At 69.3% G+C, this 20,144-nt stretch carries 19 protein-coding genes and 1 tRNA gene; 14 read left to right on the top strand and 6 right to left on the bottom strand.

The window, feature by feature from the left end:
* Complete coding sequence (locus F8178_RS01910; protein WP_317492830.1) at positions 1-1,236, top strand: hypothetical protein; 1,236 nt, start codon at positions 1-3, stop codon at positions 1,234-1,236.
* A gap of 179 nt (positions 1,237-1,415) precedes the next feature.
* A complete protein-coding gene (locus tag F8178_RS01915) occupies positions 1,416-2,360 on the top strand; it encodes a hypothetical protein (protein ID WP_317492831.1) in 945 nt (314 codons plus the stop codon).
* A 30-nt stretch (positions 2,361-2,390) separates the two neighbouring features.
* Here the strand turns inward: F8178_RS01915 and F8178_RS01920 are convergent, their stop codons facing one another.
* Both F8178_RS01920 and F8178_RS01925 read right to left on the bottom strand, forming a co-directional pair.
* On the bottom strand, positions 2,391-3,722 hold the full coding sequence (locus F8178_RS01920) for a DUF222 domain-containing protein (RefSeq protein ID WP_317492832.1): 1,332 nt from the start codon (positions 3,720-3,722) through the stop codon (positions 2,391-2,393).
* 139 nt (positions 3,723-3,861) lie between these two features.
* Entirely contained in the window at positions 3,862-4,584 is a 723-nt protein-coding gene (locus F8178_RS01925; RefSeq protein ID WP_317492833.1) for a transcriptional regulator, read from the bottom strand.
* Between the two features lie 134 nt (positions 4,585-4,718).
* On the opposite strand from F8178_RS01925, the gene F8178_RS01930 reads away from it, so the two are divergent.
* The 4 genes from F8178_RS01930 to F8178_RS01945 all read left to right on the top strand — a co-directional run bounded on the left by F8178_RS01930 (position 4,719) and on the right by F8178_RS01945 (position 7,612).
* Positions 4,719-5,243, top strand: coding sequence for a DUF2231 domain-containing protein (locus tag F8178_RS01930; protein WP_317492834.1), 525 nt, complete (start codon positions 4,719-4,721; stop codon positions 5,241-5,243).
* Between the two features lie 63 nt (positions 5,244-5,306).
* Positions 5,307-5,747, top strand: a complete 441-nt coding sequence (locus tag F8178_RS01935; protein WP_317492835.1) for a hypothetical protein — start codon at positions 5,307-5,309, stop codon at positions 5,745-5,747.
* Between the two features lie 45 nt (positions 5,748-5,792).
* On the top strand, positions 5,793-6,275 hold the full coding sequence (locus tag F8178_RS01940; protein ID WP_317492836.1) for a hypothetical protein: 483 nt from the start codon (positions 5,793-5,795) through the stop codon (positions 6,273-6,275).
* A 53-nt stretch (positions 6,276-6,328) separates the two neighbouring features.
* Positions 6,329-7,612, top strand: a complete 1,284-nt coding sequence (locus F8178_RS01945; RefSeq protein WP_317492837.1) for an alginate O-acetyltransferase AlgX-related protein — start codon at positions 6,329-6,331, stop codon at positions 7,610-7,612.
* On the opposite strand, the gene F8178_RS01950 is transcribed toward F8178_RS01945, so the two are convergent.
* On the bottom strand, positions 7,613-9,985 hold the full coding sequence (locus F8178_RS01950) for a Tex family protein (protein WP_317492838.1): 2,373 nt from the start codon (positions 9,983-9,985) through the stop codon (positions 7,613-7,615).
* A 129-nt stretch (positions 9,986-10,114) separates the two neighbouring features.
* Here F8178_RS01950 and F8178_RS01955 point away from each other — a divergent pair, with 129 nt between their 5' ends.
* A complete protein-coding gene (locus tag F8178_RS01955; protein ID WP_317492839.1) occupies positions 10,115-10,975 on the top strand; it encodes an enoyl-CoA hydratase-related protein in 861 nt (286 codons plus the stop codon).
* A 16-nt stretch (positions 10,976-10,991) separates the two neighbouring features.
* Positions 10,992-11,615, top strand: coding sequence for a helix-turn-helix domain-containing protein (locus F8178_RS01960; protein ID WP_317492840.1), 624 nt, complete (start codon positions 10,992-10,994; stop codon positions 11,613-11,615).
* Positions 11,616-11,654: 39 nt separating this feature from the next.
* Here the strand turns inward: F8178_RS01960 and F8178_RS01965 are convergent, their stop codons facing one another.
* A complete protein-coding gene (locus tag F8178_RS01965; protein ID WP_317492841.1) occupies positions 11,655-12,101 on the bottom strand; it encodes an SRPBCC family protein in 447 nt (148 codons plus the stop codon).
* A gap of 116 nt (positions 12,102-12,217) precedes the next feature.
* Between F8178_RS01965 and F8178_RS01970 the strand changes: the two genes are divergently transcribed.
* Positions 12,218-14,278 (top strand): FUSC family protein, encoded by a 2,061-nt coding sequence (locus tag F8178_RS01970; protein ID WP_317492842.1) that lies wholly within the window; start codon positions 12,218-12,220, stop codon positions 14,276-14,278.
* A gap of 37 nt (positions 14,279-14,315) precedes the next feature.
* On the opposite strand, the gene F8178_RS01975 is transcribed toward F8178_RS01970, so the two are convergent.
* Positions 14,316-15,290, bottom strand: a complete 975-nt coding sequence (locus tag F8178_RS01975) for a prephenate dehydrogenase (protein WP_317492843.1) — start codon at positions 15,288-15,290, stop codon at positions 14,316-14,318.
* 6 nt (positions 15,291-15,296) lie between these two features.
* The gene (locus tag F8178_RS01980) at positions 15,297-16,520 is read right to left on the bottom strand and encodes a M20 family metallopeptidase (protein ID WP_317492844.1); all 1,224 of its coding nucleotides are present in this window, start codon (positions 16,518-16,520) and stop codon (positions 15,297-15,299) included.
* A 149-nt stretch (positions 16,521-16,669) separates the two neighbouring features.
* On the opposite strand from F8178_RS01980, the gene F8178_RS01985 reads away from it, so the two are divergent.
* The 5 genes from F8178_RS01985 to ilvD all read left to right on the top strand — a co-directional run bounded on the left by F8178_RS01985 (position 16,670) and on the right by ilvD (position 20,048).
* Complete coding sequence (locus tag F8178_RS01985; RefSeq protein ID WP_317492845.1) at positions 16,670-17,152, top strand: tRNA adenosine deaminase-associated protein; 483 nt, start codon at positions 16,670-16,672, stop codon at positions 17,150-17,152.
* A 12-nt stretch (positions 17,153-17,164) separates the two neighbouring features.
* The gene (locus F8178_RS01990) at positions 17,165-17,641 is read left to right on the top strand and encodes a nucleoside deaminase (RefSeq protein WP_317492846.1); all 477 of its coding nucleotides are present in this window, start codon (positions 17,165-17,167) and stop codon (positions 17,639-17,641) included.
* 95 nt (positions 17,642-17,736) lie between these two features.
* A complete protein-coding gene (locus tag F8178_RS01995) occupies positions 17,737-17,964 on the top strand; it encodes a CsbD family protein (RefSeq protein WP_317492847.1) in 228 nt (75 codons plus the stop codon).
* Positions 17,965-18,074: 110 nt separating this feature from the next.
* Positions 18,075-18,161, top strand: a tRNA-Ser gene (locus tag F8178_RS02000).
* Positions 18,162-18,347: 186 nt separating this feature from the next.
* Entirely contained in the window at positions 18,348-20,048 is a 1,701-nt protein-coding gene (gene ilvD / locus F8178_RS02005) for a dihydroxy-acid dehydratase (RefSeq protein WP_317492848.1), read from the top strand.
* The last annotated feature ends 96 nt before the right edge of the window (positions 20,049-20,144 follow it).

Below are 20,144 nucleotides of genomic sequence, written 5' to 3' on the forward strand. Positions count from 1 at the left end.
ATGGCGATGCCGTTGAACCTCACCGTCAACGGTTCCTCCGGAACCTGCCGCGAGGCCGCGGACTGGCTCGCGGAGCTCGCCGGGCAGGCCGAAGCCACGGGCGGCTGGTACTACCGTGCCACCGGCGTGGCCGAATCTGGCTGGGAAGGCCCCGCCCACGATGCGTTTTCCGATTCGCTGCGGGGTGTGGGCCGGGAGATCGACAACCTCGACTACACCGCGCGGCAGTACGAGAACGCGCTGCGGGACTTCGCCGACGCGCTTGACAAGGTCATCGATCGGATGCAAGAAGCCCGGCAGATCGCTACCGACGGCGGCCTGCGGGTCGAAGGGCCGTACATCCACCCACCGGAAGGGCCGGGCGAGCCGCCGGAACGTGGCGATCCGCAGTTCGCCGACAAGGCAGCGGCATACAACGAGGTGGTTCGTGCCGTCAACCGCGAGGTTGATGTATTCAACGAGTGCCAGGAGATCGTGAGGGACGCCAGACGGAAGGAGGACGGGGCGCACGACGAGCTGCGGTCCGTGCTCGCCGCACCGGATGACTTCGACATCGACGGGTGGCAGCTCGGGCTGACCACCGCCGCCACCGTGCTCAACTCGATCGCGAGCGTGGAGAACGAACGCCACGCGGCGCTGACGAAACTCGAAAACCTGCGCAGCAACGCGAACGTCTACCAGAAGTTCGCGGCAGGGACCATGACGAGCATGACCGAAGGCGACCGCGGACTGATGAATCGTTCGGCCTCGAAGGCAGGCCCCGGCGAGGCCGCGCTGCGTCAGCGGGTCCAGGAATTCGGCAGGTTGACCGAGAAGCTGCCTGAAGGCGCAGTCAAGTCCATTGCGCACTACCCGGGCAAGTCTCAACACCCACCGGGGAGTGGTCGCGCAGCTTCGGTACTCAAGGGCTTGCCGTACGCAGCGAGCCTGAGCGTGATGGGAAACGAAGCGATAGGGGCAGCCAAGGGCGAGCAGACGTGGACTCAAGCTGGGGCGCGTTCCGGGGGTATCCTGGCGAGTTCGTGGGCTGTGGGCAAGGAAGGTGCGAAGTTGGGCTGGCGGTTCGGCTGGAAGGGTGCCCTCGTCGGCCTCGTCGGTGGCGGTATCGCCGGCGGAATCGGCGCCGACCGTGTGTTGGATTCGTTCATCCCCAGCGCTGCCGATGAGTACTTCGAGCCGATGGAGCATTACGACGAGGCCTCACGGTATCCGCGTGATTTCGGGAAGAGCCTATGACCGCTGGGCAGGAGCGTGACCCGTTGGCGAGTTTGCCGCCGCGGCCGGATTCGAGTACGGGTGAGCCGTTGCCGCCTCCGGGGTTGGCGTTTCGGGGGTCGGATCGTGCTCCGGAGGAGGATCCGGGTCGTGAGCTTCGGCTGTCGCATAAGCCGAAGCCGCCGAAGGGTATGGGGCCGGTGCTGTCCTGGCATAGGGAGAGCACCCGAGGCAAGCTGGTGATGGTTGTCTCGGCCTTCGGTGTCATGGTCGTTGGGATGTCGTTGGGTGGTTTGTTTCGTTGGGGGGACCCGTTCGGCTGGATGGCGATGTGGCAAATCTGGCTGATCGTGTTGGCTGGCACTTATTTGATCTCGGCGCCGTTTACGTTTCGGGTTGATTCGGTGGGGCCGGATTGGTTTCAGATGCACCTGTATCGGTGGGGTGTGCGAACGGCCCATCGTGTGGTGCGGTTGTACGAGCTTTCCAAGGTGGAGCTGACGGGGGCGACGTCAGGGTTTCATCTGGCGTTGTTCGACAAGCATGGTGGTGCTGTGGATCTTGGATTACAGGATTACCAGCATGATCGCAAGATGTGGGATCTGGTGTACAACGGGATCCTGCACTCGGTGGCTCAGGGTGCCGAGGTGAACGATCTCGCTGCCCGGTTGCTGCACATTAAGGAGGCGTTGGCCGCATACGGGAGTGACGACCGTGCGCCGAGGCCGGATGAGATCGAAACCGACACCTTGACTGACGAGCAAATTCGTGACGTGATGCGCGACGCCGAGGTCCGGCGGATCACGGAGCTTGCGGGGTTGCCGATCGATGTTTCGCCTGCGGAGTTCCGCGAGATGGTTCCTGTGGTGTACGAGAAGAACCTCTCTCCGCAGGAGGCCCATGACGACGACGCCGTCGGAGATGACGATGTGGTTGGTGGTTTCATCAGCTCGGCGAAGTTGACGGAGGATCAGGTCCATGACCTCATGAACCTGGATGGCGTGCGTCGCGTGATGGAGGTCGTGGAGCTGCCGAGCGATGCTTCGCCGGACGAGTTCCGCGCCATGTTCCCTATGATCCCCGGTGTCTACTTCGTCGAGCTGGCTCGGCGCGGTGCCGCTGGTCCAAACGCGACGGCGGAGTGAATCGAGTCCTTCCCCCGTGAGGTGATCCGCTCAGAAGGGTGGTGGGTCGTTGTTGGGGTGGGGTTGTGGCGGTGAGGGTTCGGGTTGGGGTTCGGCTGCTGGTGGGGGTTGGCTGGTGTGGTGGCGTCGGCTGGGGGTGGTGATGATGAGGTCGCCGGTGGGGGTGTGGTGGTAGTGCCATCCGGGTTGGTCTTTGAGTTGGTGGTGTCGGCGGCAGAGGGTGGTGAGTCCGGCTGCGGTGGTGGTGCCGCCGTGTTGCCAGGCGGTGTTGTGGTCCAAGTCGCAGTGTTGTGCGGGTCGGTGGCAGCCGGGGAAGCGGCAGTGCTGGTCTCGGGTGCGGACGTAGCGGGCCATGGAGGCTGGGGGGCGGTAGCGGGTGCGGCCGACGTCGATGATGTGTCCGCTGGCGGGGTCGGTCAGTAGCCGTCGCCAGGTGCTGGTGGGGTCGGCGGCCAGCTCCCGTACCACGGGGGCGGGCAGGGGGCCGTAGCCGCCGAGCATGCCGGGCAGGTCGGCGGTGCCGAGCAGGGTGTCGGCCGGCACGGTGACCTGGATGTCGATGCGGCGGCCGGAGTGGTTGTGCCCGAGCAGGAGCTCGGCCAGCACGTCGGCGCGCACCTGGTCCAGCGTCCGCTCGTCGGCGGTGGTCTGGCACGCGCGGGCCAGCGTGTCGATGCGGGTATACGCCGCGCTCGCAATCTCGGCGGGTAGGTCGGCGCAGAGTTCGGCCATGCCGTCGTCGCCGGGCAGCAGTTCGACCCGGCGGTCCCGGCGGCGGTGTTCGGCGCGGCGGGCCGCGCCGTCGGGGTCGAGCCGGTCGACCTGGTAGCGGGCGGATTGCTGGATCGCCCCGGCGGTGCGGCCGGCTACCCGGGTGTGGAGGAACTCGTCGAGCTGCCCGGCCTGCTCATCGGGCAGGGCGGCGGCGGTGTCGCAGACCCGCGAGGCCTTGGTGGCATCCAGCTCGCCGCGCGCCATGGCCGCGTGCAGTTTCGGAAACCGCTCGCACAGCTGGCGCGCCAGGTCGACCTGGCGGTCGGCGGCATGCTTGCCCACCGCCGTTTCCAGCGCGACCTCGTCAGCGGTGGCGCGCTCATCCCCGCGCCGGGCGGCCAGCTCGGCCACCGCCGCCAGCTGGCTGGCCTGGACCTGGGCGAGCAGCCGCTGGCAGGCGGCGATGTGCTCCACCACCGCATCGGTGCCCAGATGCTGCCAATCCAGCTGCCCATCGCCAGTGGCGAAAGCCAACACGTCCTGCGGCGACCACGCATAGGCCACCTCCGAAGTCATCAACGCCCAGATCCCGGCGGCCTCACCGGCCACCCCAGGATCCTGACGATCAACAACAACTCCGCTGCTCACACCCCCATCCTACCACCGCAATCGAACACATGTTCCACACTTTCCCGTGACACGACGGCCTGTTCACATCTGGAGCCCGGAACGAGCTAGTACGCGGGAGCGACCGGGGCCGGACGTCTCGGCGTCCCATCCCGTGGGGTCAGCCGGGCGAGTGTGTGACGGCGTCGAACCGTACACAGCAATGGCCGGGCTCGGGGGCCAGGACCGCCCTGATCGTGTCCATGCCCAGCCCGTCGAGGAGTCCGCTGAGCAGGGCGTGGTTGATGCCGCATACCAGCTCGGCCGACCTGTCCGCCAGCGGCGTGAAGGGGCAGTTGCGCAACCAGATCGTGTCGCGTTCCCGGCGTTGTGGCTCGAAGCCGAACCGTCCGAGGAGGCTCTCGACGGTCCGCAGCGCGGCCTCACCTGCCACGGAACTGTCGTCGGAATTGCCGTGGTCGGATCGGCGCTCAGCCTGACCGATGGCGTTTCCGTGTTCGTGAGCCACACGCAGCGCGTGGTCGCGCGGACTCGCCCCTGCGGTGGCGGTGTCTATCGCGTCGAGGAGGATGCCCGCCAGCAGCGTGTGCTCGCGGTGCGGGATGGACAGCTGGATCTCGGCGTCGCCGGGCTCGTAGACCTTGGGTGGCCGCCCTACCGTGCGGCGTGGCGGCCGTGACTGCCGCGCTGCGCGGAGAAGGCCGACCTCGACGAGCTTGTCCAGGTGGAAGGCCGCCAGCTTGCGGGAGATCCCCACGGCGGAGGCCGCCTCATCGCGATCGACGGGGTGGTCCGCGCGGCAGATGTAGTCGAACAGCGCCCGTCGCGAGCCGTCGGTCAGGGCCGCCACGGCGGCGTAGCGCTCGTCAGATGATGCGGTCACCACACTCTACCTTTCCAGCAGGCTACCGGATCGTCACGGATGCGTCGGCCGCGCGCGGTTGGCACGCCACGCTCTCGCCGCTACTATCATCATATCGCTAACAAGCGTTGGTTAAATTCAGTGGAGGTGGCGAGATGGATCCCGCCGAGCGCGCCAAGTGGCCGGTGAGTGCGGCCCTGGCGGGACCGTACGGGCATCCGTTCCACCCCATCCTGGTCACGGTGCCGATCGGAGCATGGGTCGCGAGCCTGATCTTTGACATCGCCTCCCGGTTCACCGCCGAACCGGGCGCACTCGCGCACGGTTCGATGTGGCTGATCGGCATCGGGATCCTCGGCGCCGTGGCGGCATCGCTGGTCGGCGTCGTCGACCTGGCGGCCATACCCACCGGCACACCGGTGTTCCGGATGGCCGTGGTGCACATGAGTCTCGCCATGCTGGTCACTGCCACCTACGGGGTGAGCTTCGCGCTGCGATTCGTCGTCGCGGGAACCTCGCAGCCGGTGACCGGCTGGATGCTGGGGTTATCCGTGGCCGGCCTTGCCGTCCTGGTCGTGGTCGGCTATCTGGGCGCAACGTTGGCTTTCCGATACGGCGTGCGGGTGGCGGCCGAGCGCACGCAGGCGCAGGGATATCAGCGATGTGCCGATGCATCGTAGAGCTCCGGCGGTGCCGGTGCACTTCCCGGCGGCACGAAGCCTGATTTCGCAAGGAGTGATCGCATGGCTGTTGCAGCATTGATCGTGTGGATCGCCGTGGCCGTGGGCGGCGGCATCATGACGGGCATCTGGTTTGCCAGAGGCGGTGCCGGGGCACAGCAGGACGCCACCCGGTTTTCCGTACCCGTGCTGTTCGCCCACGTCGGACTCGCCGTGATCGGCCTGGTGCTGTGGATCGTGTACATGATCCTCGGTGATGCCGCATGGGCCTGGCTGGCCTTCGCGGCGCTGGTGCTGGTCGCGCTCGGCGGGTTCGTCCTGTTCGCGCGCTGGCTACCGGGCTACCGGGCGCGTACGTCCGCCGTCAGCGGCACAGGTAGCGGGGACGCGGCAGCGGCGCGGCAGCCCGCCGAGAGTCACTTCCCCGTGGCACTGGTGGCCGGTCACGGCATCGGCGCGGTCGCCACGGTGGTTCTCGTGCTGCTCGCTGCACTCGGCCTGTGACTCGAAACCAGTTGATCATCACATTCATGACAGGAGGAAGTAGCGATGAAGCAAGGCACGCTGCGTGTCGGGTCGGCGCTGTCCGCGCTGATGGTGGCGGGTGCCCTCGGCGCGTGCGGGGACAACGGCGTCGACGAGCTGGACGTCGACGGTCCCGCCGTGCAGACCACCGACTCCGAACTCGGCACCATTCTCGCCGACGCCGAGGGCCGTACGCTCTACCTTTTCACCGAGGACTCGCCGGGCACGAGCACGTGCGTGGACGAGTGCCTCGAGGCCTGGCCCGCCGTGGGCGGCGATGTCGAGGCGGCTGGTGAGGTCGATCCGGACCTGCTCGGCACCATCGAGCGGCCGGACGGCACGACCCAGGCCACGTACAACGACTGGCCGCTGTACTACTACGCCGATGACGCAGCGCCAGGTGAGCTGAACGGCCAAGGCGTCAACGACGTCTGGTGGGTTGTCACCCCCGAGGGAAGCCCCATCGAGGAGATGCCCGAAGACGACGACGGCGGTGTGGGCTACTGAACCGAACCGCTCGGCCCACGCGTCGGCCGCATCGACCGTTACGCTGACTGTCCGTGAGCAGCGGGTCGAACAGCGGGCCACCGCCCGTCCACGAGTCGTGGTTGCCGCGCCAGCACGCGCTGTACCGGCCACGGCACGGCAGCCGGCAGTGGTTGGCACTGGTGTGCGCCGTGGTGTTCTTCGTGACCCCGCTGCTGGCGCAGGTACTCGGCGCGCGGGCGGCGGAGATCGAGAACCGGCCCCTCGAACCGTTCCCGAGCCCTACCGAGGGCTGGGGGTTTTTCACCGGCCTGACGCCCTGGGCCGTCGATCACCTGCCGTTGCGCGAGGAGGCCATCACGCTGGCCGACGCTGTCAGCCGTGGCGTGTTCCGGGAACCCCCGGCGCTCGGGGAGGGCCCGGGCGGGACCGATCCGTTGCCGGAGGACCAGCCCGATGGCCAAGCGGGCGAGCCACCGTCGGTGCCACAGGTCGTCGAGGGTACCGACGGCTGGCTCTACCTCGGCGAGGAGATCGAGAACCGCTGCGAGGTGCCGAACGACCTGGCCGACACGTTCGCCTCGCTGCACCGGCTCAAGGAGGGAGTGGAGGCGAGCGGTCGTGAGTTCGTGCTCGTCGTCGCCCCGGACAAGGCCACGATGGTCCCGGAACACCTGCCTGCGCGGCACGCGGACCGGGACTGCGTTACCGAGGTATCCGCGAAGTTCTGGGAACATGTGCGGGTTTCTGAGTACATCGTGGATCTCCGCGGTGACCTCGTGGCTTGGGGTGAGCGGCGTGGGGCGCCGGTTTACCCGCCGCTGGATACCCATTGGACGGACGAGGGCGGGATCGCCATGACCACCGCTCTCGCTGAGGCGGTGCATCCCGGGATCAGTTACGGCTGGGAGGTCGATCCCGCGGCGGAGTGGTCCGTGCCCGCTGATTTGCCGCCGTTGATGGGGCAGTCCGGCGAGGTGCGCGGGCGGTACTATGCGCTGCGTCCCGACGGGGAGCGCGACCGCACCCGGGCGGTCGACTCGCGGTTCCACACTCCGCTCGAACTGCACTCCCCGACGGCACCGGGCACGGTCGACCGGCCGGTCGGGTTACTCGCCGACTCGTTCACCATCCGCGCGTTGCGCTACCTAGCCGCGTCGTTCAGCGAGCTCACCGTGCTGCACCTGCGCTCGTTCCACGAGGATCACGGTCGCGCTGCCGCGGCGATGCTGGTCGACAAGGAGGTCGTCGCCGTGCAGATCGTGGAGCGCAACCTCATCCCGGAACGCAGCATGCTCACCGACTCCGACGTGGTCGACACGGTCACCAGGGAGCTCGCGCGGCATCCTGTCCGGTGACTACCCCAGCCCTGCCCTGCGTAGCGCCTCGGCCATCGAGCCCTGCGGCTGTTCCTGACGCTTGCCCTGCCTGCCACGCCCGCCCTTGCCCTGCTGGCCCTGCTGGCCCTGCTGGCCCTGCTTGGACTGCTGGCCCTGCTTGCCCTTCCGGTTGCCGCCGCCTTGTTTGCCGGAGCGGGACTGCCCGCCTGCTCCCTCGTCCAGCAGCATCGTCAGCGAGATGCGCTTGCGCTCGACGTCCACATCGAGCACCTTCACCCGCACGACATCCCCGGATTTCACGACATCGCGCGGGTCGTCGACGAACTCGGTGGACATCGCCGAGATGTGCACCAGCCCGTCCTGGTGGACACCGACGTCGACGAACGCGCCGAACTTGGCGACGTTGGTGACCACCCCTTCGAGTACCATCCCCGGTTCGAGGTCGGTGATCTTCTCGACGCCCTCGGCGAAACGCGCCGTGGCGAACGCGGGCCGCGGGTCGCGTCCCGGCTTGTGCAGCTCGCGGAGAATGTCGGTGACCGTGGGCAGCCCGAACCGCTCGTCGACGAAGTCATTCGGGTTGAGCGAGTTCAGCTTGGTCCCGTCACCGATGAGCTCGCGGATGCCCACCCCCGTCGCATCCAGGATCCGTCGCACCACCGGGTAGGCCTCCGGGTGCACGCTGGAGGCGTCGAGCGGGTTGTCCCCGCCCGAGATGCGCAGGAAGCCCGCGCACTGCTCGAAGGCCTTTGGGCCGAGCCGGGACACGTCGGTCAGTTCGGTGCGTGACCGGAACGGCCCGTTCCGGTCACGGTGGGCGACGATGTTCTCCGCCAGCGAGGTGCCGATACCCGACACCCGGGCGAGTAGCGGCACCGACGCGGTGTTGAGGTCGACGCCGACGGCGTTCACACAGTCCTCCACCACGGCATCCAGCGACCGCGACAGCGAGGCCTCCGGCAGGTCGTGCTGGTACTGACCGACACCGATCGACTTCGGCTCGATCTTGACCAGCTCGGCAAGCGGGTCCTGTAGCCTGCGAGCGATCGATACCGCGCCACGCAGCGACACGTCCAGCTCGCCAAGCTCGCCCGCGGCCACCGACGAGGCCGAGTACACCGAGGCGCCCGCTTCGGAGACCATCGCCTTGGTCAGCCCCCGCTCCGGGTGCCGCTTGATCAGCTCGGTCACCAGCCGGTCGGTCTCTCGCGATGCGGTGCCGTTGCCGACCGCGACCAGCTCGGCGGCATGCGCCCGCGCCAGCCCTTCCAACGTCGCGATCGCTTCATCCCACCGGTTTTGCGGCTGGTGGGGGTAGATCGTGCCGGTGTCGACGACCTTGCCGGTGGAGTCCACGACCGCCACCTTGACCCCCGTGCGGTAGCCGGGGTCGAGCCCGATGGTGGTACGCGTGCCAGCCGGCGCCGCCAGCAGCAGGTCCCGCAGGTTGCCCGCGAACACCCGCACAGCTTCCTCCTCGGCAGCCTGCCGTAGCCGCGTGCGCAGGTCGATACCCAGGTGCAGCAGGATCTTGGTGCGCCATGTCCAGCGCACCGTCTGCGCGAGCCACGCGTCAGCGGGCCTGCCGCGGTCGTCGATGCCGAAGCGGGCGGCGATGGCGGTCTCGTAGTCGGTCACGCCGGTCTCGGGTTCCTCACCAGGCGCGTCCGGCGCCATGATGAGATCGAGGACCTCCTCCTTCTCACCGCGGAACAGCGCCAGCGTCCGGTGCGAGGGCAGCTGGGTGAACGCCTCCGAGTAGTCGAAGTAGTCGGCGAACTTCGCGCCGGACTCCTGCTTGCCGTCGCGCACTTTGGCCACCAGGTGCCCTCGCTGCCACATGCGCTCGCGCAGCGCGCCGATGAGGTCGGCGTCCTCGGCGAAGCGTTCCACGAGGATCGCGCGGGCGCCGTCGAGCGCGGCCTTGGCCTCGGCCACCCCGGCCTCGGCGTCGACGTATGCCTGTGCGGTGGTCTCTGGATCCTGCTCCGGGTCGGACAGCAGCGCATCGGCCAGCGGCTCCAGCCCGGCTTCCCGAGCGATCTGGCCCTTGGTGCGCCGCTTCGGCTTGTACGGCAGGTAGATGTCCTCCAGCCGTGCCTTGGTCTCGGCCGCGTTGATGCGGGCTTCCAGCTCCTCGTCAAGCTTGCCCTGCTCCCGGATGGACTCCAGGATCGTGGCGCGGCGGTCCTCCAGTTCACGCAGGTAGCGCAACCGCTCGTCGAGGGCGCGCAGCTGGGTGTCGTCCAGTGACCCGGTGGCTTCCTTGCGGTAACGGGCGACGAAGGGCACGGTCGCCCCGTCGTCGAGGAGTGCCGCGGCAGCGGCCACCTGCCGTTCGGTCACGCCAAGCTCGTCTGCGATCCGCTGATGAATCGAGGGTGTCGCCACGCTCGTGATCCGTCCTCTCGGCTGTGTTTCCGGGCCAGCTCAGCATTGTCGCCCAGGCGGGGATGCGCCCCGGCAACGACCCCGCAACGAATAATTGACAATATGTCAATACGGCGTCATCGTTGTGCCATGGACTACACGGAGGTCTCCTACTCGGTCGCCGACCGAATCGCGACGATCGCGCTGAACCGGCCGGAGGCGCGTAACGGCTACACGATCCGGATGTCGGACGAACTGGCGGATGCCTTCTCCCGCGCCGATGCCGACGACGAGGTCCGGGTCGTGGTGTTCACCGGCCAGGGATCCGACTTCTGCGTCGGCGCCGACCTGTCGAGCGGTTCACTGAATGCCGCCGACGACGCGGGACAGGTCGCGGATCAGCAGGAGTGGCAGGAGCCCGCCGGGCGCTGCACCCGCCGGATCTTCGACAGCAGTAAGCCGGTCATCGCCGCGATACGGGGCGCGGCCGTCGGTGCCGGGTCGACCATCATCCTGCCCGCCGACTACCGGCTGGCCGCCACCGACGCACGGTTCGGTTTCGTGTTCTCCCGCAGGGGTATCTATCCCGAAGGGGCGTCCACCTGGTTCCTTCCCCGGCTGGTCGGGCTCGGCGCCGCGATGGACTGGATGATCTCCGGAAGGGTCTTCGGCGCGGAAGAAGCCGCCGCGGCCGGGCTGGTGCACCGGCTGCACGAGCCCGACGAGCTTCTCGACGCGGCTTACGAACTGGCCAGGGATCTGGCGGCCAACACGGCCCCGGTGTCGGTCGCGGTGATCCGCCAGATGCTGTTCCGGCTCACTCCCCTCGACTCGCCCGATCCGGTGCACCGTGTCGACTCGCGGCTGATCGCCGAATGCGCGACCAGCCCGGATGCGGTCGAGGGCATCATGTCCTTCCTTGAACGCAGGTCCCCCGAGTTCACCGGGACGGTCAGCAAGGACGTGCCCGGGTGGCTGCCATGGCGCGGCGGGGACCATCCGCCCACATAAGGCAAAATGGCAGTTCATGAGCACAGAGACCGTTCCACGGTGGCGCAGGCTCGAGCCGGACGAGCGGCGTGAGCAGATCCTGACGTGCGCGATCCGGCTATTCGGCGAGCGGCCGTACGCCGCGGTGTCCACCAGCGACGTCGCCCGCGAGGCCGGGGTCGCGCGCGGTCTGATCAACCACTACTTCGGCTCGAAGCGCGGCCTCTACCTCGAGGTGGTGCGGCGCATGGTCATGGTGTCCGACCACAACCTGCCGCGGCCGGAAGGCTCGATGCGGCAGAAGGTCGAGTCCGTGGTCGACTGGCTCCTCGAAGCGATCAGCGCGCACGGCAAGACCTGGGTCGCGGTGATCGGCGCCGAGGGCGTCGGCGACGATCCCGAGGTGGAACGCATCCTGGCCGAGGCTGACGAGCGGGCCGCGGAGTACGTCGTGCAGGTGGTCGGTCCAGGCGACATCGAGTCCCACGGGGAGGAGCTGCGCGCGTTGATCCGCGCCTTCGGCGGCATGGTCAAGGCCGCGGGCCGGGAATGGATCACCAAGCAGACATTGACGAGGGAGCAGGTACACCTCGTGCTCAGCAGGCAACTGACCCACCTGATCGGCGACGTCTTCCCGCAGCTGCGCGACGACGCGAGCTGACGAGATCGCGGGACTCGGTAGCGGGTAGCCTGCTGCGCGCTACTTCTCGGCGGCTGCGACCAGCTTGCTCGCCAACCGGCCGATCATCGACTCCAGTGCCTTGGCGAGCACCGCGCCGCTTCCGGGGATCAGTTCGGCGAAACCGCCGCTCCAGTGAATGTCGGTCCCGCCGTCGGACCGCGGTGTCAGCCGGACCTCCGCCCGGTAGTCACGCATCGGCGTCGGCGAAGTGATCACGTACCCGTGTAGCCGGTCCTGCTCGTAGGCGACGGTCTGCTCGCGCAGGCCGAGCGGGCCGACGCCGAGCTTGCGGATGGCGCCGACACCGCCCGGTGCGGGATCGCCCTCGGTGAGCAGCGTCGAGCTCGGCACGATCGGCGAAGCCCACTCCGACCAGCGAGAACCGTCGCTGAGCATCGCGAACAGCGTCGCGGCATCCGCACTGCTCGTACGTTCGACCTCGTACGAGAACCGCCGTGCGGCCATGGGCACCTCCCCGTGACGAGCTTCCCTGCGACACGCCTCGTGTTGCAGCGTACGCGCCGTATACCCGGCGGGGCGTCGCGGCACCGGCACGTCGGGTGTCGTGTGACGATGCCCCCATGCCGGCAACGCCCCCAGCGCAAACCTCGCGCCGCCGTGGTCCCCCGCTGTGGCTGGTGCAGCTGCTGCGGCGCAGCCCGGTCCCGGTGCCGTGGGCTCGGGCGGCCCGCGCCGCGCTCGCGCTGGCGCTGCCGCTGGCCGTGGGATTCACCGCCGACCGTCCGGAATACGGTGTGCTGGTTTCGATCGGCGCGCTTCCCGTGGTACTCGCCGAGCACGGCGGACCGTACCGGCAGCGCGCGTTGCGCATGGCCGCCGCCACGGCCGCGGCGACGGCTGGCTACGGCGTCGGGCTGTTGACCATGGGCATGCCCGTGCTGGCCGCGGCGGTGATCGTGCTGCTCGCCGTGCTGTCGGTGCACATCAGCGCCGCGGGCGAGGACGCCTCTATCGCGGGCATGCTCATGTTGGTGTTCGGGGTGCTTGGTGCGGGCCAGTACCTGGAGGGAGTGAGTGGGGCGGCGCTGTTCTTGCTCTTCGTGCTCGGTAGCGCGTGGGGGCTCGCGGTGACGCTGGCTGGCTGGGTGGTGCGCGGCACCGACCCGGAACGCGCGGCGGTGGCGCAGGTATTCGTGGAGCTGGCGGTCCTGCTGTCGGTCACCGACGAGCGCACCGCCCGCGCGGCGCGGCACCAGCTCACGGTGGCCATGAACACCGCGTACGACCAACTGCTGCACGCCAGGGCGTGGGTACCGGCCAGGGACGCCACCCACCGGCGACTGCTGACGCTGCTGACCCAGGCGACCCCGGTCGTGGAAGCGGCCGTGGCGATGGTTGCCAGGGGGCGGCGGGCGCCCCGGCCCGTCGTCGACCACCTGATGGACGTCGCCACGGCCGTACTCGGTGACGCCGAGCTCCCCCGGTTCACGCAACAAACCGAGGGCCCAAGCGCCTCGCCCGCGATGAGCGCGCTGTACTCCGGGCTGGCCAGGCTCGGTGACCCCGGCGAGCAACCGCGTCCCCGCCCGCTGAGCCCGTGGCGGTGGTTGTGGCGGTGGCTGCGGTCATCGGAGCGCCCCGGCGGCGGGCTGGGCACCATCGGCGACCGCGCGACCTGGCGCGCGTCGGCACGGCTCGCGCTGTGCATGGCGATCGCGGAAGCGCTGAGCCTGCTCATGCCGCTCGGGCATGCGCACTGGATCCCGCTCACCGTGGCGCTGGTGCTCAAACCCGAACTGGGATCGGTGTTCGGCAGGGCGGTGCTGCGCGCCATCGGTACCGTCGCGGGTGTCGGGCTGGCAGCGCCCCTGCTGCTCGCCTACCCGCACGGGCTGATCCTCGCCGCGCTCGCGGCGATCTTCGCCGGTGGTGTGGCGATCGGCAAGGCGCTCAACTACGGCATCCTGAGTGCCTGCATGACGCCGTTGATCATCATCCAGCTCGATGTGCAGAACCTCGGCGAGCCGGTGTTGCTCGCCGAGCGGCTGACGCACACGCTGCTCGGCTGCGCGGTGGTGCTGGTGTTCGGATACTGGCTGTGGCCGGGGAGCCTGCGCCCCGGTGCGGGCACCACAGTGGCCGCGTCGGTCGAGGCGGTACGCGACTACATCGACGTCGGGTTGCGTAACGCCCGGCCGGACGCGGACCGGGTCGCGCGGCGGCGCGCCAGGCGGCAGGCCTACCGCGCGCTGGCGGACCTGCGCGCGGCGCTCGGTCAGGTGCTGGTGGAGCCCTCGGCGGCAGGTCGCCAGGCGCTATTGCTGTGGTCGGTGGCTGTGGGGCTGGAGCGCGTCGCCGACGCGGTGACCGAGGTGTGCGTCCACGCCGAGCAGGGCAGCACGGTCGGCGCGGCAGCCACGCCCCCCGAGGCGGTGGCTTCCCGCGAGTCCGGAGAGGAAGCCGGGGAAGCCGGGGAAACACCGCAGGCGAACGTGCCGCCGCCGGAGATCGACATCGCCCGGCTCACCTGGGCCATGGACGAGCTCGCCGCGGCCGCACGCCGGGGCACCAGGCCCGAACGGGTGCCGCTACCGGAGAACCCCGCGCTGGCCGGGGTCAGCGAGCGTGTCGAGTCGGTGTTCGAGGCACTGCGCGGCGCCGACTACAGAGACGGCCAGTAGCGCCGTCCCTTGAGCACGGCCTGCGCGACTCGCCTCCTCAGAGCGATCCCGTGGCGCCGGTGCCATCCACCGCGGTGATCCGGCCACCCTGCTGTGCCAGGCCCTGCAGGGCGGTGACGGCGTCCGGGGCGGTGAGGTCGATCCGCAAGCCCGCACGTTCCGCGGAACGCGCCGCGCTGAACGCCATGGCGCCCTCGTGCCCTGCCTCGATGGTGGCGCGCAACGACCCGGTGGAGGCCAGCGCACCGCGTGCGGCCCCGAGCAGGCCGAGCGCCTCGTCCAGCGCGGTCAGCAACGCTTCCCGGTTCCCCTCGGTCATCGCCCTGGTCAACTCAGGCCTGCTGGCTGCGACGCGGGTGCCGTCGGTGAACGATCCCGCGCCCAACGCCAGCGCCAGCGGCCCGCCCTTGGCTCCGACTGTGGCGAGCACGGCCGCCAGCAGGTGCGGCAGGTGAGATACGCGCGCCACCGCGGCGTCGTGCTCGGTAGCCGAGGCAGGCACCACCTCGGCCCCCGCCTCCAGCGCCAGGCCCGCCACCTCGGCCCACAGCTCGAGGTTGGTGTGCCGCTCGACGCACACCACCCAGACCGCGCCGTCGAACAGCCCGGCGTGCGCGGCGTGCCACCCCGAACGGGCGGCACCCGCCATGGGGTGACCGGCGACGTAGCGGGCCTGCGGAGCCAGCTCCGCCACCCGGTCGACCACCGGCCGCTTGACGCTGATGACGTCGGTGAGCAGGCACCGGGGCGCGTGCTCCCGCACCGCGGCCAGGACACCATCCAGCGCCGTGAGGGGCACGGCGAGCACCACGAGGGCGTCCCGCTCTGCCGCCTTGCGCAGCGCCGCCCCGAGGTCTTCACCCACCTCGAACCCTTCGGCGGCCGCGGCCGCGACGTCCTCGGTCGAGGCGGCCGCGCCCCATGCCGTGCGGCCCGCACGGCAGGCCGCACGTAGCACCGAGCCGCCGATCAACCCGAGCCCGACAACGCATACGTTTCGCACGCGGGCCATCCTGCCCTATCGGAGTGCGTCGAGTGCGAACGCGGCGTACATCGCCGCGCCGTGCGGCAGCGCCGCCTCGTCGAACACGACCCGGTTGGAGTGGTTCGACGGCGCGTGCGCCGGATCGAGATCGGGTGGGCAGGCGCCGAGGAACGCGAGCGCGCCGGGTACGCGGTCGAGCACGTAGGAGAAGTCCTCGGCGCCCATGATGGGCTGGTCCACTGCCTCGCTGTAGCGCTGTCCGAGCACCCCTGCCGCGAGGTCGAGTGCGCGCTGGGCCGGTGCGGCCGCGTTGACCGTCGGCGCGTAGCCGGGTGTGACGGTCACGTCGACCTCGCAGCCGTGCGCGGCGGCCACTCCGGAGCAGACGCGGTGCAGCATCTCGCGCACCACCGTACGGTTGCCTGCCGACAAGGTGCGGATGGTGCCTTCCAGTTCGGCGCGTTCCGGGATGATGTTCGACGTGGTCCCCGCGGCGATGCGGGTCACGCTCAGCACGGCCGGGTCGAACACGCTGACCTTCCTTGTGAGGTTGGTCTGTAGCGCACCGACCATCTCGGCGGCTGCCGGGACCGGATCGCAGGCGTCGTGCGGGGCAGAGCCGTGACCGCCCCTGCCCGTCACCTGAACGTGGAACTGGTCGGCGGCGGCCAGGATCGGCCCCTGCCGGGTGAAGACCAGCCCCGACGTGGTGTTGCCGTGGATGTGCAGCGCGAAGGCCTCGCTCACGGGCTCACCTGCGGCGTCGAGCACCCCCTCGTCGAGCATGTATCGCGCCCCGTGATGGCCCTCCTCGCCCGGCTGGAACATCAGCACGACCGAGCCGGCGAGCTGGTCGCGCCTCGCGGCGAGCAGCCGCGCCGCCGTGGCGAGCATCGCGACATGTGTGTCGTGCCCGCAGGCGTGCATCACCCCGTCGCGCTCGGAGGCGTACTCCAGCCCGGTTTCCTCCTGCAGCGGCAACGCGTCCATGTCCCCGCGCAGCAGCACGGCCGGTCCGGCGGCGTCGCCGCGCAGCACGGCAGTGATCCCGCTGGTGTTTTCGCCTCGGGTGATCTCCATCGGTAGGTCGTCGAGCTCGGCCAGTACGGCCCGCTGGGTATCGGGTAGTTCCAGGCCGAGCTCGGGGTTGCGGTGGATGGTGCGACGCAACGCCACGGTCCGTTGTCGCAGCGCGGTGGCGTCGGCGAGCAAGCCGTCGAACCGTGTGGTGGGGTCCGGGTTCGCAGTAGGATTCATGGTGGGTGATCTTGGCACGTTCGCCGTTGCCACGGGGACTATTCGTCGCCGAACGGTCCACCCGCGGGCATCAGCCACTCGGTGAAGAAAGGCGTGACATCTGCGCCGAACGGTATGCGGGAAGAGGCTCGGGGGAATACGGTATGCGCATGGCGGAGCGAGAGCCGATCGCCGGGCTGGCGGTCGCGGCTGTGCGGGAAGACGGCAACTGGCAGTGCAGCGCGCTGGATGCCAGCGCGCTGACCGAACTGGATGCCGCGCTGACCGAGCTACGCAAGGTGCGCAGCAGCGGGGCTGTGCTGGGCCTGCTGGCCGTCGACGACGAGTTCTTCATCGTGATCCGGCCTGCGCCGAGCAAGATCTCACTGCTGCTTTCCGACGCGGCCGCGGCGTTGGACTACGACATCGCCGCCGACGTCCTCGACGTGCTACGGGTGCCGACCCCCAGCGAGGACGACGACGAAGTGTGGTCCGAGGGCGACCTGGAGATCCTGGCGGATTTCGGTCTGCCTGCCGATGAGCTGGAGCTGATCGCGGGCGAGATCGACCTCTATCCCGACGAGCAGCTGCAGATGATCGCCCAGCGCTGCGGCTTCGGGGAGGAGTTCACCGAGTTGCTGGATCAGGACTGAGCGAAGTCGGAGATGCCAGTCGAACCGGCAACGGCGGTGCGCTCGGCCCTTGAAGCCGCGGAGGGGGCAGCCGCCGGACCGGACGTGCCGATCGGGGCGGTGGTGTTCGGCCCGGACGGAACGGAGCTGGCCAGGGCGCATAACGCCCGCGAGGCGCTCGGCGACCCGACCGCCCACGCAGAGATGCTGGCCATGCGCGCCGCCGCTACGTGCTTGGGTGACGGGTGGCGGCTGTCCGGCTGCACCCTCGCGGTGACGGTGGAGCCGTGCACCATGTGCGCCGGTGCGCTGGTGCTCGCCAGGGTGTCCCGGCTGGTCTTCGGCGCGTGGCAGCCCAAGACCGGTGCGGTGGGCTCGTTGTGGGACGTGGTGCGTGATCGCAGGCTGAACCACCGTCCCGAAGTCGTCGGCGGGGTGCTCGAGAACGAGTGCGCGGCGTTGTTGGAGAACTTTTTCGCCACGCACCGTGATGTTCCCTCTGCGGAGTGAAGATAGCCGACTCGCCGTGAAACCTGCCCGCTCAGGCGTGATGGTGGTGGCAGGACCCGGATCACCGTTCGGGTCGCGACATGAGGGAGCACGGCATGGGAATTCTGGATAAGATCAAGAGTAAGGCCGAGAAAGCCACTGGTAGTGCCAAGGAGAAGGCTGGCGAGGTCACCGGCAACGAGGACCTGCAGGAATCCGGCAAGGCCGACCGCGTCTCCGGTGACGTCGCCGAAACCGCGCACGAGCTGAAGGACGAGGCCAAGGACAAGGCGCAGGGCGCGGTTGCCGACGCGAAGGACGCCTTCGACGACGACAAGAAGTAATCCGCGCGGTAGCCGGTGGCGATGAGCCCGTCACCTGGTCCTGTGCAGGCTCATCCCCGGCGGGACCCCCCTTTCTCGCTTCTCGGGAGGCGGCCGTTAGCCTGGTGCACGGTAGCGTGTCCGAGCGGCCTAAGGAGCTCGCCTCGAAAGCGAGTGACGGTTAACCCCGTCCGTGGGTTCGAATCCCACCGCTACCGCACAGCGCAATAGCGTACGGACGCCGTCGTGCCCGAGAATTCGGGTGCGACGGCGTCCGTGTTGTGTGATGTGCCGGGTGGCGAGCGCGCGCGATACCACCGGCGTTACGATCAGTAGGTTATCTCGTTTCAGACAGCACACGATGTCGCGCGTACGCCGCACGAACTACCGGAGTCGATGAACTGATGGGCAACGGCGAAGCAACTCGGGCCGCGCGGGGAAACAAACCCAGAAGTACCGAGGTGACCAGCGGATACGAGCGCACGCCTGCGAGGGCGATGCTCCGGGCGGTCGGGATGACCGATTCCGACTTCGAGAAGTCGCAGATCGGTATCGCGTCCTCGTGGAACCAGATCACCCCGTGCAATCTCTCGTTGGCCAGGCTGGCCGACGAGTCCAAGATCGGTGTACGCGAAGCGGGTGGGTTCCCGATGGAATTCGGCACCATCTCGGTGTCGGACGGGATCTCGATGGGACACGAGGGCATGCGCGCCTCGCTGGTCAGCCGCGAGGTCATCGCGGACTCGGTGGAGTGTGTGGTGCACGCCGAGCGGCTGGACGGCACGGTGCTGCTCGCGGGCTGTGACAAGTCGCTGCCCGGCATGTTGATGGCGGCGGCCCGGTTGGATCTCGCCTCGGTGTTCCTCTACGCGGGCGCGACACTGCCCGGCAAGCTGGGCGATAACGACATCACCATCCAGGACGCCTTCGAGGGCGTCGGTGCGTGCGCGATCGGCAAGATGAGCGAGCACGAGCTGGAGGAGATCGAGCGGCACGCCTGCCCGGGGGAAGGTGCGTGCGGCGGCATGTTCACCGCGAACACGATGGCAGCCGCCGCGGAGGCGTTGGGAATGTCGCTGCCGGGCAGCGCGTCGCCGCCCGCTCCGGACCGGCGCAGGGACGACTACGCGCAGCAGTCGGGTGCCGCCGTCGTCGAGCTGATCGCCGAGGGCATCACGGCGCGGCAGGTGCTGTCCAGGGAGGCGTTCGAGAACGCGATCACTGTGGTCACCGCGCTCGGCGGGTCGACCAACGCGGTGCTCCACCTGCTCGCGATCGCGCGCGAGGCGCGGGTGGACCTGAACATCGACGACTTCAACCGCATCGGTGACCGTACCCCGCTGCTGGCCGACGTCAAGCCGTTCGGTCGCTACGTGATGAGCGATGTGGACGGTATCGGCGGGATCCCGGTGGTGATGAAGGCGCTGCTGGACGCGGGTCTGTTGCACGGTGACGCGCTGACGGTCACCGGCAAGACCATGGCGGAGAACCTCGCCGACGTCGCGCCACCCGACCCGGACGGCAAGATCATCTCCGCGATCAGCAGCCCGCTTGCGGAGACCGGGGGCCTGACGATCCTGCGCGGCAGCCTCGCCCCGGAGGGCGCCGTGGTCAAGAGCGCCTCGCTGGCCAAGGGAGTCACCGAGGGCACGGCCCGCGTCTTCGACGACGAGTCGGACGCCATGGCCGCCGTCACCTCGGGCAGGATCTCCGCGGGCGACGCCGTCGTGATCCGCTACGAGGGCCCGGCAGGCGGGCCGGGCATGCGCGAGATGCTCGCGGTGACCGCGGCGATCAAGGGTGCCGGGCTTGGCTCGGACGTGCTGCTGATGACCGACGGCCGCTTCTCCGGCGCCACGCACGGCCCGTGCATCGGCCATGTCGCCCCGGAAGCGGCTCACGGTGGGCCGATCGCGCTGGTGGAAGACGGCGACCGGATCCGGCTCGACCTCGAGCAGCGCACGCTGGACCTGCTGGTGGACGAGGAGGAGCTCGCGCGGCGCAAGGAGAACTGGAAGCCCCGTGAGCCCCGCTACACCACCGGCGTGCTCGGCAAGTACGCCAAGGTGGTCGGCTCCGCCGCCGACGGTGCCATCTGCGGCTGACCCACACCCCGTGTCTGGCACCCCGGCACCCCGTGTCGGGCGCGCCAGCACGCTGTGTCGGGCGCGTCGTCACGGTAACCTCAGAGAGCCCGTGAC

The organism is Haloechinothrix sp. LS1_15 (assembly GCF_033042135.1).
Taxonomy (GTDB): Bacteria; Actinomycetota; Actinomycetes; order Mycobacteriales; family Pseudonocardiaceae; genus Haloechinothrix.

Bases quoted from the DNA above. Each gene is read 5' to 3' on its own strand.
- F8178_RS01910 (WP_317492830.1), top strand. From the start codon at position 1: ATGGCGATGCCGTTGAACCTCACCGTCAACGGTTCCTCCGGAACCTGC.
- F8178_RS01930 (WP_317492834.1), top strand. From the start codon at position 4,719: ATGGATCCCGCCGAGCGCGCCAAGTGGCCGGTGAGTGCGGCCCTGGCG.
- F8178_RS01935 (WP_317492835.1), top strand. From the start codon at position 5,307: ATGGCTGTTGCAGCATTGATCGTGTGGATCGCCGTGGCCGTGGGCGGC.
- F8178_RS01940 (WP_317492836.1), top strand. From the start codon at position 5,793: ATGAAGCAAGGCACGCTGCGTGTCGGGTCGGCGCTGTCCGCGCTGATG.
- F8178_RS01955 (WP_317492839.1), top strand. From the start codon at position 10,115: ATGGACTACACGGAGGTCTCCTACTCGGTCGCCGACCGAATCGCGACG.
- F8178_RS01960 (WP_317492840.1), top strand. From the start codon at position 10,992: ATGAGCACAGAGACCGTTCCACGGTGGCGCAGGCTCGAGCCGGACGAG.
- F8178_RS01965 (WP_317492841.1), bottom strand. From the start codon at position 12,101: ATGGCCGCACGGCGGTTCTCGTACGAGGTCGAACGTACGAGCAGTGCG.
- F8178_RS01970 (WP_317492842.1), top strand. From the start codon at position 12,218: ATGCCGGCAACGCCCCCAGCGCAAACCTCGCGCCGCCGTGGTCCCCCG.
- F8178_RS01975 (WP_317492843.1), bottom strand. From the start codon at position 15,290: ATGGCCCGCGTGCGAAACGTATGCGTTGTCGGGCTCGGGTTGATCGGC.
- F8178_RS01980 (WP_317492844.1), bottom strand. From the start codon at position 16,520: ATGAATCCTACTGCGAACCCGGACCCCACCACACGGTTCGACGGCTTG.
- F8178_RS01985 (WP_317492845.1), top strand. From the start codon at position 16,670: ATGGCGGAGCGAGAGCCGATCGCCGGGCTGGCGGTCGCGGCTGTGCGG.
- F8178_RS01990 (WP_317492846.1), top strand. From the start codon at position 17,165: ATGCCAGTCGAACCGGCAACGGCGGTGCGCTCGGCCCTTGAAGCCGCG.
- F8178_RS01995 (WP_317492847.1), top strand. From the start codon at position 17,737: ATGGGAATTCTGGATAAGATCAAGAGTAAGGCCGAGAAAGCCACTGGT.
- ilvD (WP_317492848.1), top strand. From the start codon at position 18,348: ATGGGCAACGGCGAAGCAACTCGGGCCGCGCGGGGAAACAAACCCAGA.